This window comes from Nostoc sp. C057 (assembly GCF_013393925.1).
Taxonomy (GTDB): Bacteria; Cyanobacteriota; Cyanobacteriia; order Cyanobacteriales; family Nostocaceae; genus Nostoc; species Nostoc muscorum_A.
The window spans coordinates 5,752,501-5,766,978 of sequence record NZ_CP040281.1 but is presented as its reverse complement, the minus strand read 5'-3'; the positions used below and the strand labels follow the sequence as shown (position 1 = coordinate 5,766,978).

Annotated in this window: 11 protein-coding genes, 2 tRNA genes and 2 rRNA genes (1 of these 15 only partly in view); 11 read left to right on the top strand and 4 right to left on the bottom strand. The window is 42.4% G+C overall.

Features of this window, described 5'->3' with window-relative positions; all coding sequences use genetic code 11:
- The first annotated feature begins 190 nt into the window (after positions 1–190).
- The 3 genes from FD724_RS24785 (at position 191) to FD724_RS24775 (ending at position 1,973) form a co-directional block, all read left to right on the top strand.
- Positions 191–859, top strand: coding sequence for a DUF1345 domain-containing protein (locus FD724_RS24785; protein ID WP_179074427.1), 669 nt, complete (start codon positions 191–193; stop codon positions 857–859).
- Positions 860–973: 114 nt separating this feature from the next.
- Complete coding sequence (locus tag FD724_RS24780) at positions 974–1,219, top strand: ChaB family protein (RefSeq protein WP_114080519.1); 246 nt, start codon at positions 974–976, stop codon at positions 1,217–1,219.
- Positions 1,220–1,397: 178 nt separating this feature from the next.
- A complete protein-coding gene (locus FD724_RS24775) occupies positions 1,398–1,973 on the top strand; it encodes a GNAT family N-acetyltransferase (RefSeq protein WP_179074426.1) in 576 nt (191 codons plus the stop codon).
- 94 nt (positions 1,974–2,067) lie between these two features.
- On the opposite strand, the gene FD724_RS24770 is transcribed toward FD724_RS24775, so the two are convergent.
- Positions 2,068–2,235, bottom strand: coding sequence for a hypothetical protein (locus tag FD724_RS24770; protein WP_179074425.1), 168 nt, complete (start codon positions 2,233–2,235; stop codon positions 2,068–2,070).
- 161 nt (positions 2,236–2,396) lie between these two features.
- On the bottom strand, positions 2,397–4,814 hold the full coding sequence (locus FD724_RS24765; RefSeq protein ID WP_179074424.1) for an ATP-dependent helicase: 2,418 nt from the start codon (positions 4,812–4,814) through the stop codon (positions 2,397–2,399).
- 123 nt (positions 4,815–4,937) lie between these two features.
- Here FD724_RS24765 and FD724_RS24760 point away from each other — a divergent pair, with 123 nt between their 5' ends.
- A complete protein-coding gene (locus FD724_RS24760; RefSeq protein ID WP_179074423.1) occupies positions 4,938–6,167 on the top strand; it encodes an ATP-binding protein in 1,230 nt (409 codons plus the stop codon).
- A gap of 62 nt (positions 6,168–6,229) precedes the next feature.
- Here the strand turns inward: FD724_RS24760 and FD724_RS24755 are convergent, their stop codons facing one another.
- On the bottom strand, positions 6,230–7,318 hold the full coding sequence (locus FD724_RS24755) for a RuBisCO accumulation factor 1 (RefSeq protein ID WP_179074422.1): 1,089 nt from the start codon (positions 7,316–7,318) through the stop codon (positions 6,230–6,232).
- A gap of 659 nt (positions 7,319–7,977) precedes the next feature.
- Here FD724_RS24755 and FD724_RS24750 point away from each other — a divergent pair.
- From FD724_RS24750 to FD724_RS24740, 3 genes are all read left to right on the top strand, one after another.
- Entirely contained in the window at positions 7,978–8,934 is a 957-nt protein-coding gene (locus FD724_RS24750; RefSeq protein WP_179074421.1) for a response regulator, read from the top strand.
- A 111-nt stretch (positions 8,935–9,045) separates the two neighbouring features.
- Positions 9,046–9,759, top strand: a complete 714-nt coding sequence (gene ubiE, locus FD724_RS24745) for a bifunctional demethylmenaquinone methyltransferase/2-methoxy-6-polyprenyl-1,4-benzoquinol methylase UbiE (RefSeq protein WP_179074420.1) — start codon at positions 9,046–9,048, stop codon at positions 9,757–9,759.
- A 226-nt stretch (positions 9,760–9,985) separates the two neighbouring features.
- Positions 9,986–11,221 (top strand): DUF445 domain-containing protein, encoded by a 1,236-nt coding sequence (locus FD724_RS24740; protein ID WP_179074419.1) that lies wholly within the window; start codon positions 9,986–9,988, stop codon positions 11,219–11,221.
- A 196-nt stretch (positions 11,222–11,417) separates the two neighbouring features.
- Here FD724_RS24740 and FD724_RS42125 read toward each other — a convergent pair whose 3' ends face one another.
- On the bottom strand, positions 11,418–11,597 hold the full coding sequence (locus tag FD724_RS42125; RefSeq protein ID WP_372726539.1) for a hypothetical protein: 180 nt from the start codon (positions 11,595–11,597) through the stop codon (positions 11,418–11,420).
- Positions 11,598–11,914: 317 nt separating this feature from the next.
- Between FD724_RS42125 and FD724_RS24730 the strand changes: the two genes are divergently transcribed.
- From FD724_RS24730 to FD724_RS24715, 4 genes are all read left to right on the top strand, one after another.
- Positions 11,915–13,405 (top strand): 16S ribosomal RNA (locus tag FD724_RS24730).
- A 130-nt stretch (positions 13,406–13,535) separates the two neighbouring features.
- Positions 13,536–13,609: transfer RNA gene (locus tag FD724_RS24725), tRNA-Ile, on the top strand.
- An 88-nt stretch (positions 13,610–13,697) separates the two neighbouring features.
- Positions 13,698–13,770 (top strand) — tRNA-Ala (locus FD724_RS24720).
- Between the two features lie 254 nt (positions 13,771–14,024).
- Positions 14,025–14,478 (top strand): 23S ribosomal RNA (locus FD724_RS24715); it runs 2,438 nt beyond the window's last position.
- Together the 16S and 23S rRNA genes with 2 tRNA genes alongside form the textbook arrangement of a ribosomal RNA operon.

Here is a 14,478-nt window from a genome sequence, read left to right as displayed (position 1 = left end):
ATTGAGGAGTATATTCTTTGTAGAGACGGCGATTTATCGCGTCTTTCTAACATGTCAGTCTTTCAGAAGCGATAAATCGCGTCTCTACATGAGGGCTTTCTGGATCTTACTTGTGTTTACACCGTAGCCTTTTAAGAGAGATTACAAAGTAATTAAATCTAATTGGATAACATCTGCGATCGCAATATTTGTGAAACTTAACTTATTTAAAAACTTTGACCCTCGACCCAGACTTATAATTGCTGTCGCACTCGCTGTATTAATTTCAGTAATACTTCCACGTTGGCTGCACTTACCGACTCGCATTCTCTGCGCTTGGAACTTTGGTGCTGACTTTTTCTTAGCTGTAACCTGGTGGAAAATGATTGAGGCTACACCAGAAAAAATTCGCCGTTATGCTGAGAATCAATATGAAGGACATTTAGCTATATTCATGCTGGTGATAGCTGCGGCTTGTGCTAGTGTTTTAGCCATTGGGTTTTTACTAACTGATAAAAAAGAGTTGTCAACAATTCTGCTTATTCTACATGTCATACTTGCAATTATGACCATTGTCGGTTCATGGCTATTAGTACATACAATGTTTGCAGTGCAATATGCACACAGCTATTACAAATATATTAATCGTAATCATAGTGAAGAAATTACCGCAGGTTTAGATTTTCCTAATAACAACTCTCCAGACTATTGGGAATTTTTATATTATTCATTTGTAATTGGCATGACAAGCCAAGTTTCAGATGTGGAGACGAGATCGCGCGAGATGAGACGCTTGACTTTGTTGCATAGCATATTATCGTTCTTTTTCAATACCACAATTTTAGCCATGAGTATCAATATCATTGCATCGCTGATTTAAAATTGCCTGACTCAGCCAAAAGTATGATTATTTACTTCTATTCTTCTAGAAAGAGGAAATTATACTGCCAGTTTTTTAGTATGAACTTAAGTTGAAATAATTGGAGATAAGTTTATGGCTGATAAAACAATAAATGAATTGCCCAATGAAATTAGAGAACAGTTACCTGAACACGCACAACAGATTTTTGTAGCAGCATTAAATGCTGCTCAAAGTAATGGTTTTAGTGAAGAAGGTGCGCGTGATGTTGCTTGGAATAGTGTAAAGAATGAATACGAACCGGGCAACGATGGTAAATGGCAGAGAAAACCTGAAGACACTGCTATACATAATAAAGCTGTTACGTCTGGTGGCAATTAAGCAAATTTAAGTTTGGCATCTTTATCTTTTGTTAGAGCTAAGACAAAAATTTAAGGAGAATTTCATTCTTACAAAGTGGACATGGAATTCCCCTTTTTTTTCATATTTTTTTGCAAGATAATAGATATTTTGAACAAACTATAATTATTTAAATACTCGTTAGAAAATATATATAGATATGCTAATTCAACAAGACGAAATAGCTATTCGTCTAATGCAAGATGAAATTTATGATTATGAGTTGCTCGCAAAATGGTTAACTGATGCACAAGTTTTGAAATTTTATGAAGGAAGAGATAATCCTTTTCCTTTAGAAAGAATTATAGAAACGTACAAACCTATGATCGAGAGAGATGATCCGGTTGTTCCGTGTGTGTTCTACTATCAAAATATTCCAATTGGTTATTTGCAGTATTGTGCGCTCAATGACTTATCCCAAACTGACAGGCAATTGTATCATCTCAAACAAACTGATTATGTCTACGGAATTGATTTGTTCGTAGGCGAAACAGACTATTGGAACAAGGGAATTGGTACAAAAATACTGTCAGCAATTATCACCTATCTTTTTGAACATCTGCAAGCTCATAAAATTGTCATAGACCCGCACGTTGACAATCCTCGCGCCGTTCGCTGCTATGAAAAATGCGGTTTTGTGAAATTAAAGTTATTGCCAGCTCATGAACTACATGAAGGTAAATACTCAGATTGTTGGCTTATGGCAATAGACCGAAAAAATCCGTTGCACCCCTAATTTACAATGGTTTCTCAGTTAATGCCCGATCGGATACCGAGAGTTGCACAGAAGCCAATATAATAGCCGTAATTTTCTATAATATGTCAATAAATTAACTCGCGTGTTCCCAATCACTGAGTAATTCATGCTGTTGTGCTGTTTTCTTGCATTGGCGGAATGGTACTTTAGGGCTACCAATATTCATGCCAGGAAAAGACTGTTTTTTCGTTTTGGTGGGTTTATTTTCTATTGTGGTGGAACTGATTTGTTGGGTTTTCATTGATAAATAAATTTCCGATTAAAAGCTGAACACCAATGTATAACACCAATTTCCAAATGGCAAATTCCACAAGAGATAATTTATTTTATACAGATATTCTGGGATGCTGCGATCGCAAATCCCTTTAAATTCCTGCAATTTCTGAAAACTTTTGATCGCCCTTATTTAGCCATTACCGCTAAATTCGCGACACATTCAGGAAATTGGCGCTTTAATGCTGGGAATACTGGGCAAGGCGCTTGTTCTTGTAAATTCTCTGGTTTACTCCAAGTAAAGGGGGCTTTCTGCGCTGCTGACATCCATACCAGACGCTTGGCTCGTGTCATCGCAACGTAGAGTAAACGGTACTCCTCAGATATTTTCAAATGCTTTGCTTGTTCCCATGCTTGCGTAACATCTGGTATGGTAGATTCACCGTGGAGAGCAGCACGAATTTGGGCGCGGGCTACTTCTGATAAGGTAAAATCACCTAAAAACTGGCTTTGCGGAGGAACCCAAAATCTACCAGGAATCAAGTTTTCGTGGAGAAAAGGAAGAAATACATAGTCCCAATCTAGCCCTTTAGCTTTGTGCATGGTAATAATGGTCAGTTGACCGCGCCGAGTGTAACGTTCTTCCGAATCTTCGGTTTCTACTGGTTCAAACCGTTCGGAACTGACGATTTCACTTAAAGCTGACAGCATTCCCCCCATTGAACTATTGCCAGCTATCTGCTGGTTTACCCGTTCTGCAAGTTTGTCAGCAGTTGCTAATTCTGCCTGGTCGTAATTTAAGGTTAAGGCGAGAAAGGAAATTAGCTGGTACAGGGGCAATTCCAAGCGGGCGCGAAGTAAATTGCGGCATAAGCGTGCAGCCTTTTGGACTGTTTCTGTCTGGGGTGCTGCTAGAGGGCCTGGATACAAAAATTCTTCTGGTAGACTAGCAAGGGCGTTGAGGTCTTGAGTAGGAATTAACTGGCGCTGTACTAATGCTTCTAAAGCGGCTTTCAGGTAATCCGGGGAGTGGGGGCGATCGCAAAATTGCAGCAATGCTAAAATCTCTTGGGGAACATGGGAACGGCGATCGCGTTCTCCCACATCGTAAAGTGTAATATTATGCTCTTTGCATACAGATGCTAGAGCCTCTGATAACCATCTTCCTTGGCGATTTTCCCGTACTAAAATCGCTGCACTATTTTGTGTTGGGTCTTCGCCAAATAATTCGATTACTCTTTGAGATAACAATTCAACGGTGTGATGAATGTCACGCGGGGTATAAAGTTCTAATCCCTGTCCTATGGGTGCTGGGTTGGCGTTCTTTTGTGGATCGCCTGTTTCAACAGGGCGAATTGTCTGCAAGCGAAATGGTACTTGTCGGTTGTCAGGAGTCTGTTGTCCGTTATTCGTTTTTGCTAAGGACTGATTATTGATCCATTTGAGGGCAAAGTTAGCAGCTTCAATGATAATTCTCGTACTGCGACCTGCTTGATCCATCGTTGCCAATCGTTCAATGCGATCGCACTCTTCGCAAAATTGCCGAAAATAAATCGGATCGGCTGGGGTGAAGGTAGAATTAATCGCCTGGTTGGGATCGCCAACTCGGACTAAATTTAGTGAGGTGTGAGGAGTCAGGATTGAGGATTTATCACCTTTGTACCCATCACTCGCCAAAATTTCTAACAGTTTTGTCTGTAGGGGACTAGAATCTTGAGCTTCGTCTTCAAAGACGGCGAAAACTTGGTTTTGCTCAATGCGACGGGCGCTATCATTTTCTAAAACGCGCAGTGCGGCTAAAATCATATCGTCGTAATCGATAAAGTCACGCGATCGCATTAAGTTTTGATATTGCTCATACAATCCCGCCGCTACGCTCAAAATTGTATATTCATCTGTGGTTTGTTTACTCCACTCCCGCAGTTTTTCTGGCGATATCCCCGAACTTTTTGCTTCATGAATTACCGTATTTGCCAATTCCGGTAATACTTCTGTTCGCAGCACCGATTGACGACGCAACCTTTCTGTCTCTTCTCCGTCAAATTGATGACCTTCTAATAACCGCAAATATATTCCGGGATTATTTACAATCCATTGTTCTACAGCGCTTCGGATAAAGCGATGACTTTGAGTTGGTGTAATTAATGTGACATTTTCTAACTGCAAACCGGATAAATCCGAATGGCGGCTAGCAATATTTAACGCTAAACCATGTAGGGTATAGACAAAAAATCCCGTCTGGGGTAAAGATAAATCATCTCGTAAGAATTTGCGGATCTTCGCTTTAATATTGGCAGCAGCAGAGCGAGTAAAGGTGACGACTACCAAATGACGACGCGAGGATGGGCGCGATTGGGCATAACGTTCATATTGACGCGCGATCGCGATCGCTGCCGCCGCCGCCATCCCAGTAGATTTGCCTGCGCCAGGAACGGCAGAAATAGCCAAAGGGCCAGATCCCCAGTCAGCCATTTGTTGTTGTCCAGGGCGTAGACTGTTGCGAATTGCGAGAATCTTCTCCCTCAGGTTAGGAACAGGCGATCGCTCAGACAATTCTGAGTGGAGGGATTCTTGAGCCACAGGAGTAGTAAATTTAGAGTCTGACATATCAAATTTTATATTTAGAAGAATAATTCTTTAAGCAAGAATTCACAATTCAGCCATCTTAATGTTAGATTAGCTTAATTTGATATATTTCTAAGCTCTAACTAACCAGAAAAATAAATAAACATGAAAATTCAAAAAATAATTACACAAGGTCTTAGCTTATCTAATAATGCTATTTCCTATCATGTTAGTCAGGAGCTAGCAGCTATTTATCCTAAAAAAGCATTGCTAGAAAGTAATGATAGTTCTTTCAATTTAGAAAAGTACGCTGAGGCAAATTTCTGCAAAATTAAACATGATAATCATATCCATAACCAGATACTTACTGGTTGGAATGGCATGGATAACGAGATTTATAAATATAATGAAAATGCCAGATTTCAAGTTTCATGGCAAGGAAATAAACTTGATGTTGTCTTAATGAGTTGGAATGAAGGTTATTGTAAAACTCGTTATTCTTGGATTTTGGCAGATACTTCAGAAGTAGCTGAAAAGTTTTTTGCCGCAGTTTGTGAGTGGAACTCAGAAATTCGTGATGAACTGTTAGTTTTTGAAGATGGTTGCTGGGATAAAAATCCCGAACTCTTTCAATCTATTCAAAGCTCAACTTTTGAAAATCTAGTTTTGCATAAAACTCTTAAACAAGATATTCAAGATGACCTAATAAACTTCTTTGCCTCCCGCGAAACTTACGCAAATTATAGCGTTCCTTGGAAACGCGGAATTTTGTTTATTGGCTCACCAGGGAATGGTAAAACGCATACAGTTAAAGCATTAATTAATCAAATGCAACAGCCTTGCTTATATGTTAAAAGCTTTAAGGCTGAGTATGCTACTGATAGCGACAATATCCGTAAAGTATTCAACCAAGCACGGCAATCTGCCCCTTGTGTTTTGGTATTAGAAGATATTGACTCTCTCTTAAATGATGAAAACCGCTCTTTCTTTTTAAATGAACTTGATGGCTTTGCTTCTAATCAAGGAATTGTGACTATTGCAACCACTAATCATCCAGAACGTTTAGATTCAGCAATTAGCGATCGCCCCAGCCGCTTTGATCGGAAATATCATTTTGATCTGCCAGCGTTTCCAGAACGAGAAACCTACATCACATTGTGGAATGATAAATTAAACAGTGAAATGGGATTATCTGAGCAGGCTGTAAATCAGATGGCTGCATTGACAGAAGGCTTTTCTTTTGCCTACCTCAAAGAATTATTTCTCTCATCAATGATTCGTTGGATAGGAGCGATGGAAACTGGGGGATTAGAGAAGATCATGATTTCTCAAGTTGCAATTTTGCGAGAACAAATGATCAGCACAACTGTTAGCAACAAAGATTTAGAAAATTAACACGAAATTTTATCGAAACAGAATTCAGAATTCTGACTCCTGAATTCTGAATTCTTCTTCAATTATTCATCAATCTGCCAGGAATCCTTAGTTAATTCTTCATCCAGAATTTTCTTAGGACGCACAATGATAATAATTTGTCCTAGTAAAGGAATTTCTGGCTCAGTTTCAAACCACTGAAAATCTAATTCACCACCCTTTTCAACAACAAAATAGCTAGAGGCATCCCATTCTCGTTTGGCACGATCTATCACAACTACAACGGGCCCAACTTGGCTTTGGGTTTGGATGGGAAAGCGATCGCTATTCGCTAAAATCACTACTGGATCTTCTGCCGCCAATAGCACTTGCCATCCTGGTAATGGAACCCAAGCTTGCTCTCCAGAAAACTTAACCAGACGAAATGGTTCAATTTCTGTCAATATCGGCACAGCTTGCAAATCTTGCCGTGATAATGGCAACTCACCCACTACAGGTAAAATTCGGGGTAATTGTTCTTCAAATTCCAGGCGGTAAAAGGGTAGAATTGGCGCTGGACGCTGGGGAACGGTAGTAAAATCAGTCAGTAGTTGTTCAATTTTTTGCCTTGCTGCTGGCGTGTGAGCAAAACGTAAACCTTTGGCGATTAGGCGCGATCGCTGTTGTAAATCTGCATTTTGGCGTGCCAGTTTCCAAACTTGATGAGCAACAGCATCTCCAGGATGAGCAGAAAACCCTTCTGGTAAAGTGCGGTAATAGGAGAATTCTTTAATTGCTTTTGCTATATCCCGTGCCTCATCAGCATCAACATTGTGGAAGAAGATCAGTTCGGCAGCGGCGGCGCGTTCTTCTTGGGTGAGCAAACGGAGTTCATATAAAACATCACTGCCGCGTATGGCATAGTGCGATCGCGTTTCTTCCGATACTCCAGAGTTTTCCAAAGAATTGTAAACTTGAGAACCAACAACTACCTGATTTTGTTGAATTGGCTCAAATCCAGTCGCCTCAAAAATTTCTTGGGGGTTGTAACCGGTTTTTAGCAACGAGGCGATCGCCGTTCCCCATTCCACCCAGTTGCCTTGTTTTTGCCTCAGTCTTCGTAGTAACTCTTGTGCTACATCGTTGGTAGCATTTTCTTCGGGATTCTGAGCGTTGGGTGGTAGATCAGTCATAATCGGGATGCGAGCTTCAACTTGAGAGGATGATTAACACCTCATGAGCAAGTCTTATTCTAATCTATAGAATTACCCAGACCTACTGTCTTGAGTTCAGAAAGAGGCAGGAGATTGGAATTTCAACCACTCTAATTCCAAGCCATTCTACTAGTAACACTACGCACATTTATGTGCCTTTACTGTGCTATCTTAACTGCAAAACTTTAGCTGAACCCTAATTTTCTTCTTAGGGCAATTCATCTAGACGGAAAGCGTAAGCCATTACGGTGGAAGGGTTTCCCGGCATCAAGGAACTAGCGGTAGTGTAGCAAGCAGTAGCATACCCCTGCGGCAAAGAAAGCTACGTGCAGGGTCTGGTAGAGAAGTAAAGCTTCATCTGTAGTGCTTCCTACAGGCTATTGCCCCTACCGCGTGTACTTTTACATAAACCCTACTATGATTAAAATCGCCATCGCTATGCTGATTTAGTAGGTTTTTTTGGTGCAATATTTCCTAATTCAGATATTTGGGCAGGTAAATTTCCTCTGTATAGCTCACTCTTGTAGTTTTAAAATATGCAAAATAGCTCCGTATAAACCCTTGACAATTTTTAGCTATTCTCAACTAAGCTTGGTATGGAATATAACAAGATAGTGAATATTTAAAGGAAATATCTTATGGATAATCCCAGTGTCGAAATTGATAAAGTCCAATATCAAGTAATGACTCTCGAACGACCAAAAAAGCTGAAAATCTTGGTAGTTGACGATGAGCCAGATAATCTCGATCTCCTTTATCGCACCTTTCGACGCGACTTTAATGTTCTGAAAGCTGATAGTGGAGTGAACGCTCTACAAGTTTTGGCCGCAGAAGGGGAGGTAGCTGTGATTATCTCCGATCAACGGATGCCAGAAATGAAAGGAACTGAATTTCTGAGCAAAACTGTACCTCAGTTTCCCGATACGGTGAGGATAATTCTCACCGGATTTACTGATATTGAAGACTTGGTAGAGGCGATTAATGCTGGACAAGTCTACAAATATATCACCAAGCCTTGGGACCCAGGAGAACTCAAGGCAGTAGTGCAAAGAGCAGCAGAAACCTATGACTTGCTCAAGCAACGTACAGAAGAATTACGCCGCGCTCATGCTCAAATGGCATTACTGAGTGTTTTAGTACAGGTAACTCAAGCAGCTTCTAGTTTAGAGGAAACTCTCGCTCCAATCGCCAAGGCTGTGAGTGAGACTTTTGGGACAGAAGGCTGTATTTTACAACTTACACATGGAAATACTCTGATTGCAACTCAAGGAACTTACAGCGATACAGGTGAAATAGAGAATTGGCTATCTCTTGACCCACTAACAACGCAAGCGATCGCCACTGGGCAAATGCAAGTTTCTTTAAATATACCTAAAGACACTAAACTAATTGATGCTACTCACTACCAAAATACTGGTGTGCAAGCACATTTAGTTATCCCAATTAGCTACCATAATGAACTTTTGGGCGTATTATCGCTACAGTGGAAACAACCTTGCACTTTGCGGGAAGATGAATTAATGCTAATTAATTTATCAGCACAACTGGTAGCGATCGCTCTGACTAGCAGTGGATACCATCAACCCATTGTGTAGTTGTCATTTGTCCTACCCTGCGGGAAGCCGCTAGTGCGTCTATGTCATTTGTCTTTTACCCTTGGCAAATGACGAATGACTAATGACCAATGACCAATGAATTATTGACCAATGACTAACGAAGTTCAATCCATTTTTAACCGTATTGCTCCAGTTTATGACCAATTGAACGATTGGCTGAGTTTGGGACAGCATCGAATTTGGAAGGAAATGGCAGTTAAATGGAGTGCGGCTAAATCGGGTGATACTGCATTAGATTTGTGCTGCGGTAGTGGCGATCTAGCTTTACGTTTGGCAAGGCGCGTGGGAGCTACAGGATATGTATATGGAGTGGACTTTTCCTACAACCTGCTAGAAACTGCTAAAGAACGTTCCCAAAAGCAATACCCTCAACCTGCGTTGGCTTTGCCCGCCGTAGGCATCGCCTGGGTAGAAGCAGATGTACTAAATTTACCCTTTGACGACAACCAATTTGATGCCGCAACAATGGGCTATGGTTTAAGGAATGTTAAAGATATTCCTCGCAGTCTTCAAGAGTTATACCGTGTTTTGAAACCGGGTGCTAAAGCTGCAATTTTGGACTTTCATCGACCGAGTAATCCTCAGTTACGTGCCTTTCAGCAGTTGTATCTGGATAGTTTCGTGGTGCCAGTTGCCAATTATTTAGGGTTAAAAGAAGAATATGCTTACATCAGTCCCAGCTTAGACCGCTTTCCCATAGGCAAAGAGCAAATAGAGTTAGCGCGTCAAGTTGGTTTTGCTGTTGCCACACACTACCCCATTGCGAACGGTATGATGGGAGTGCTGGTAATCAGCAAATTTTAGATTTTAGATTTGGGATAGCGTGGCGTAAAGCCAATGGCATAGCTTCGCTTAGAGCGACTCTGCGAACGTCTTTTAGATTGGGGACTGCGGAATAGGTAATGGCTAATGGAAAATCGTTAGTAGTTAGTGGAAAAACAACTCATAACTAATAACCGCCAATTACCAATCCCCAATCCCTAATTTCTAATCTAGAATTCAAAATCCAAAATCCAAAATCCAAAATCCTGTGGACTGGTCTCATCTTTGGCTTTATGTGTCTCCCCCGGTACTGGGTGGAATTATTGGCTATTTCACAAATGATATAGCCATCAAAATGTTGTTCCGTCCTTACAAAGCAATTTACATTGCTGGACGAAGAGTACCCTTCACGCCTGGCTTGATTCCCCGCAACCAGGAACGTCTAGCTCTGAACATTTCCAAGACCATTATGGGGTCACTGTTGACACCACAAGAATTGCAAAATTTGGCGCGGCGTTTGTTGCAAACAGAACGCGTGCAAGCAGCAATTCTCTGGTTGTTGCGGTTGGCGATTGAACAAATCAACACAGAAAAAAACGAGAAAAGTGCCAAAATTGTCGCGGGAATTTTGCGGGATTTGCTAGGGGAATCTTTACCTCGGTTACTCAAGGTTTTAGCGCGACGTGAAGACTTTTTGGAAGCGCAAATCAATCAGATTTTTGACCAGATATTGCTGGAATTTCAACTGAGTGAAGAACAAGCGACAAGGCTTGCTGATTGGTTGTTAGAAGTAGTTTTACCACCGGATATGCTGCGCCAAGCGATAGTTGATTTTTTGACCGATCGCACGATTCAAATTATTGATGAAGGGTTCCGCGAAAAAACCAGTGGTACTTATTGGGTGGTAGCAAATTTGTTTGGCTTACGTAATACTCTTACACGGCTACGAACTTTTTGCTTAGATGAGAAAGAAGCTACCAATAATCGTTTGCAGGAATTGACTCAAGATTTGCAAATACGCGATCGCATCAGGAAATTCCTGCAAAATTTATCATTACAAAACTTGCCGATGGGTACAGTGCGTCAACTGCGAAAGACCACCCGTGAAAGTGTCCGCCATTACCTGCAAAACAGTGGCAGCGATTTTCTACAAGGATTAACTGATTCTGTTGATTGGGAAAATATTGCTGTAGTGCTACTGAATCGTCTTAGCACTTCACCAGTTGTCAGTACTTCTTTAGAGGTGATGAGTCAAGAGTTGGCTCTAATTTTAGACAAGTATTTGGAAAAAGATTTAGAAGTAATTGTGGCACAGGCGATTCCGATTTTATCCATAGATCAGGTGATAGTTGACCGGGTGAAATCAACTTCACCGGCTGATCTAGAAGCTGCTATCGAGGGAATTGTCAAAAATGAATTGCAAGCCATTGTGACTTTAGGTGGTGTTTTAGGTTTTGTTATCGGCTTATTGCAGACAGTATTTTTAGTATTAAGTCAATATTAGTTTTTTATCAGATCATAGCTGCAAGCTGCCCAAATTCTGAAATGAGTGAAATTGAGCGATCGGCTCTTGGCAAGAGATATGAGTTATCAATACCCAAGCAAAGTATGTAGTAAGTGTATAAATATTTTCCCTAAAACTCGTGCAGCAAGGTAAGTACAGATGGATGCGATCGCTGTGTAAAGAGTTTTTTCAAAAATCAAACAGTAATCCTAATACCCCAGCAACTATCTATATATAAATTAGATGCACCACCTACCAGATGCACCACCGACATTACTACAACATTAGGTATATCTATATCGTAGGGCTGGGCAATGAGACAACCGCGATCGCCCCAGAAATGATGCAATAAAGTTATTACCGACTGAAAATTCAAGCTTCCCCCTTTGTGACTGAAGACAATGCATAAACCATTGTTGCCTAGAACCCGTCACTGTGGGGAGTTTCAGGGGACAAAGAAGCAGTCCAAAATTATTTTGGAGAAAATAGTTGACACAAGGGAGTGTGTTCGCTATATTGAATAAGTGCCTGAAGCGGAGAGCTTAAAGCGACTCGCGAAAAGGGATACCGAACCTTGAAAATATTATAGTTTGAAAGCAATTATACAGCAAGTGTATTGCGTCAAGAAAATAAAAAGATAACTAAGCTGAAGTTAAAAAAGAGCAGCTAAAAGAGCTATAGAGCTTTCCAATTAAAACGGAGAGTTTGATCCTGGCTCAGGATGAACGCTGGCGGTATGCTTAACACATGCAAGTCGAACGGTGTCTTCGGACACAGTGGCGGACGGGTGAGTAACGCGTGAGAATCTGGCTCTAGGTCTGGGACAACCACTGGAAACGGTGGCTAATACCGGATGTGCCGAGAGGTGAAAGGTTAACTGCCTAGAGATGAGCTCGCGTCTGATTAGCTAGTTGGAAGTGTAATGGACTCCCAAGGCGACGATCAGTAGCTGGTCTGAGAGGACGATCAGCCACACTGGGACTGAGACACGGCCCAGACTCCTACGGGAGGCAGCAGTGGGGAATTTTCCGCAATGGGCGAAAGCCTGACGGAGCAATACCGCGTGAGGGAGGAAGGCTCTTGGGTCGTAAACCTCTTTTCTCAGGGAAGAACACAATGACGGTACCTGAGGAATAAGCATCGGCTAACTCCGTGCCAGCAGCCGCGGTAATACGGAGGATGCAAGCGTTATCCGGAATGATTGGGCGTAAAGCGTCCGCAGGTGGCAATGTAAGTCTGCTGTTAAAGAGTCTAGCTCAACTAGATAAAAGCAGTGGAAACTACATAGCTAGAGTACGTTCGGGGCAGAGGGAATTCCTGGTGTAGCGGTGAAATGCGTAGAGATCAGGAAGAACACCTAGGTGGCGAAGGCGCTCTGCTAGGCGTAACTGACACTGAGGGACGAAAGCTAGGGGAGCGAATGGGATTAGATACCCCAGTAGTCCTAGCCGTAAACGATGGATACTAGGCGTGGCTTGTATCGACCCGAGCCGTGCCGTAGCTAACGCGTTAAGTATCCCGCCTGGGGAGTACGCCGGCAACGGTGAAACTCAAAGGAATTGACGGGGGCCCGCACAAGCGGTGGAGTATGTGGTTTAATTCGATGCAACGCGAAGAACCTTACCAAGGCTTGACATGTCGCGAATCTTCTTGAAAGGGAAGAGTGCCTTCGGGAGCGCGAACACAGGTGGTGCATGGCTGTCGTCAGCTCGTGTCGTGAGATGTTGGGTTAAGTCCCGCAACGAGCGCAACCCTCGTTTTTAGTTGCCAGCATTAAGTTGGGCACTCTAGAGAGACTGCTAGAGTGACAAACCGGAGGAAGGTGGGGATGACGTCAAGTCAGCATGCCCCTTACGCCTTGGGCTACACACGTACTACAATGCTCCGGACAGAGGGCAGCAAGCATGCGAATGCAAGCAAATCCCGTAAACCGGAGCTCAGTTCAGATCGCAGGCTGCAACTCGCCTGCGTGAAGGAGGAATCGCTAGTAATTGCAGGTCAGCATACTGCAGTGAATTCGTTCCCGGCTTGTACACACCGCCCGTCACACCATGGAAGCTGGTAGTGCCCGAAGTCATTACTCCAACCATTCGTGGAGGAGGATGCCTAAGAGCAGGACTGGTGACTGGGGTGAAGTCGTAACAAGGTAGCCGTACCGGAAGGTGTGGCTGGATCACCTCCTTTTTAGGGAGACCTACACCCCTTACATATCGAAAAACACACAGTTAAATAGATAGTAAGTTGGTCTAACCTAGGTCGGTCGCAGACATGAGCAGAATGTAAAAAGCTTTCAAACTATGATTTGGTTCGAAATGGGCTATTAGCTCAGGTGGTTAGAGCGCACCCCTGATAAGGGTGAGGTCCCTGGTTCGAGTCCAGGATGGCCCACCTGAATCAATTAAAAATGTAAAATGCAAAATTAAAAATGAAGAAGATTCAATTTTTAATTTTTAATTATCAATTTTTAATTGTATCTGGGGGTTTAGCTCAGTTGGTAGAGCGCCTGCTTTGCAAGCAGGATGTCAGCGGTTCGAGTCCGCTAACCTCCACCTGTGGCGATTGCCATTGAAAAAAAAGAGTGAGAGTTCAGCAACATGACACACGTGTCAGACTGCTGAGTTGTATCTCAGCCAGAACCTTGAAAACTGCATAGAAACGCGAAAATAGCAGGCAGACACAGACATTCTTAGTACTGATTGCTGAGTTGTGAGTGCTGAGTAAAATCAGTGCGAAGTGACGAGGTAAGCAGAACTAACTATTTGTTTTTGTGAATGCAAATTGTGAAACACCAAATGAATTGAGTGGTCAAGCTAATAAGGGCTAACGGTGGATACCTAGGCACACAGAGGCGATGAAGGACGTGGTTACCGACGATATGCTCCGGGGAGTTGGAAGCAAACATTGAGCCGGAGATTTCCGAATGGGGCAACCCTATATACTACCTGCTGAATATATAGGCAGGAGAGAGCCAACCCAGCGAATTGAAACATCTTAGTAGCTGGAGGAAGAGAAATCAAAACAGAGATTCCCTAAGTAGTGGTGAGCGAAAGGGGAAGAGCCTAAACCAATTGGTTTACCGATTGGGGTAGTGGGACAGCAATATCGAATCTAGCGGTTAAACGAAGCAGCTAAATACTGCACCAAAGAAGGTGAAAGTCCTGTAGTTGAAAACTCAAGGATAGTAGCTGAATCCCGAGTAGCATGGGGCACGAGGAATCCCATGTGAATCAGCGAGGACCACCTCGTAAGGCTAAATA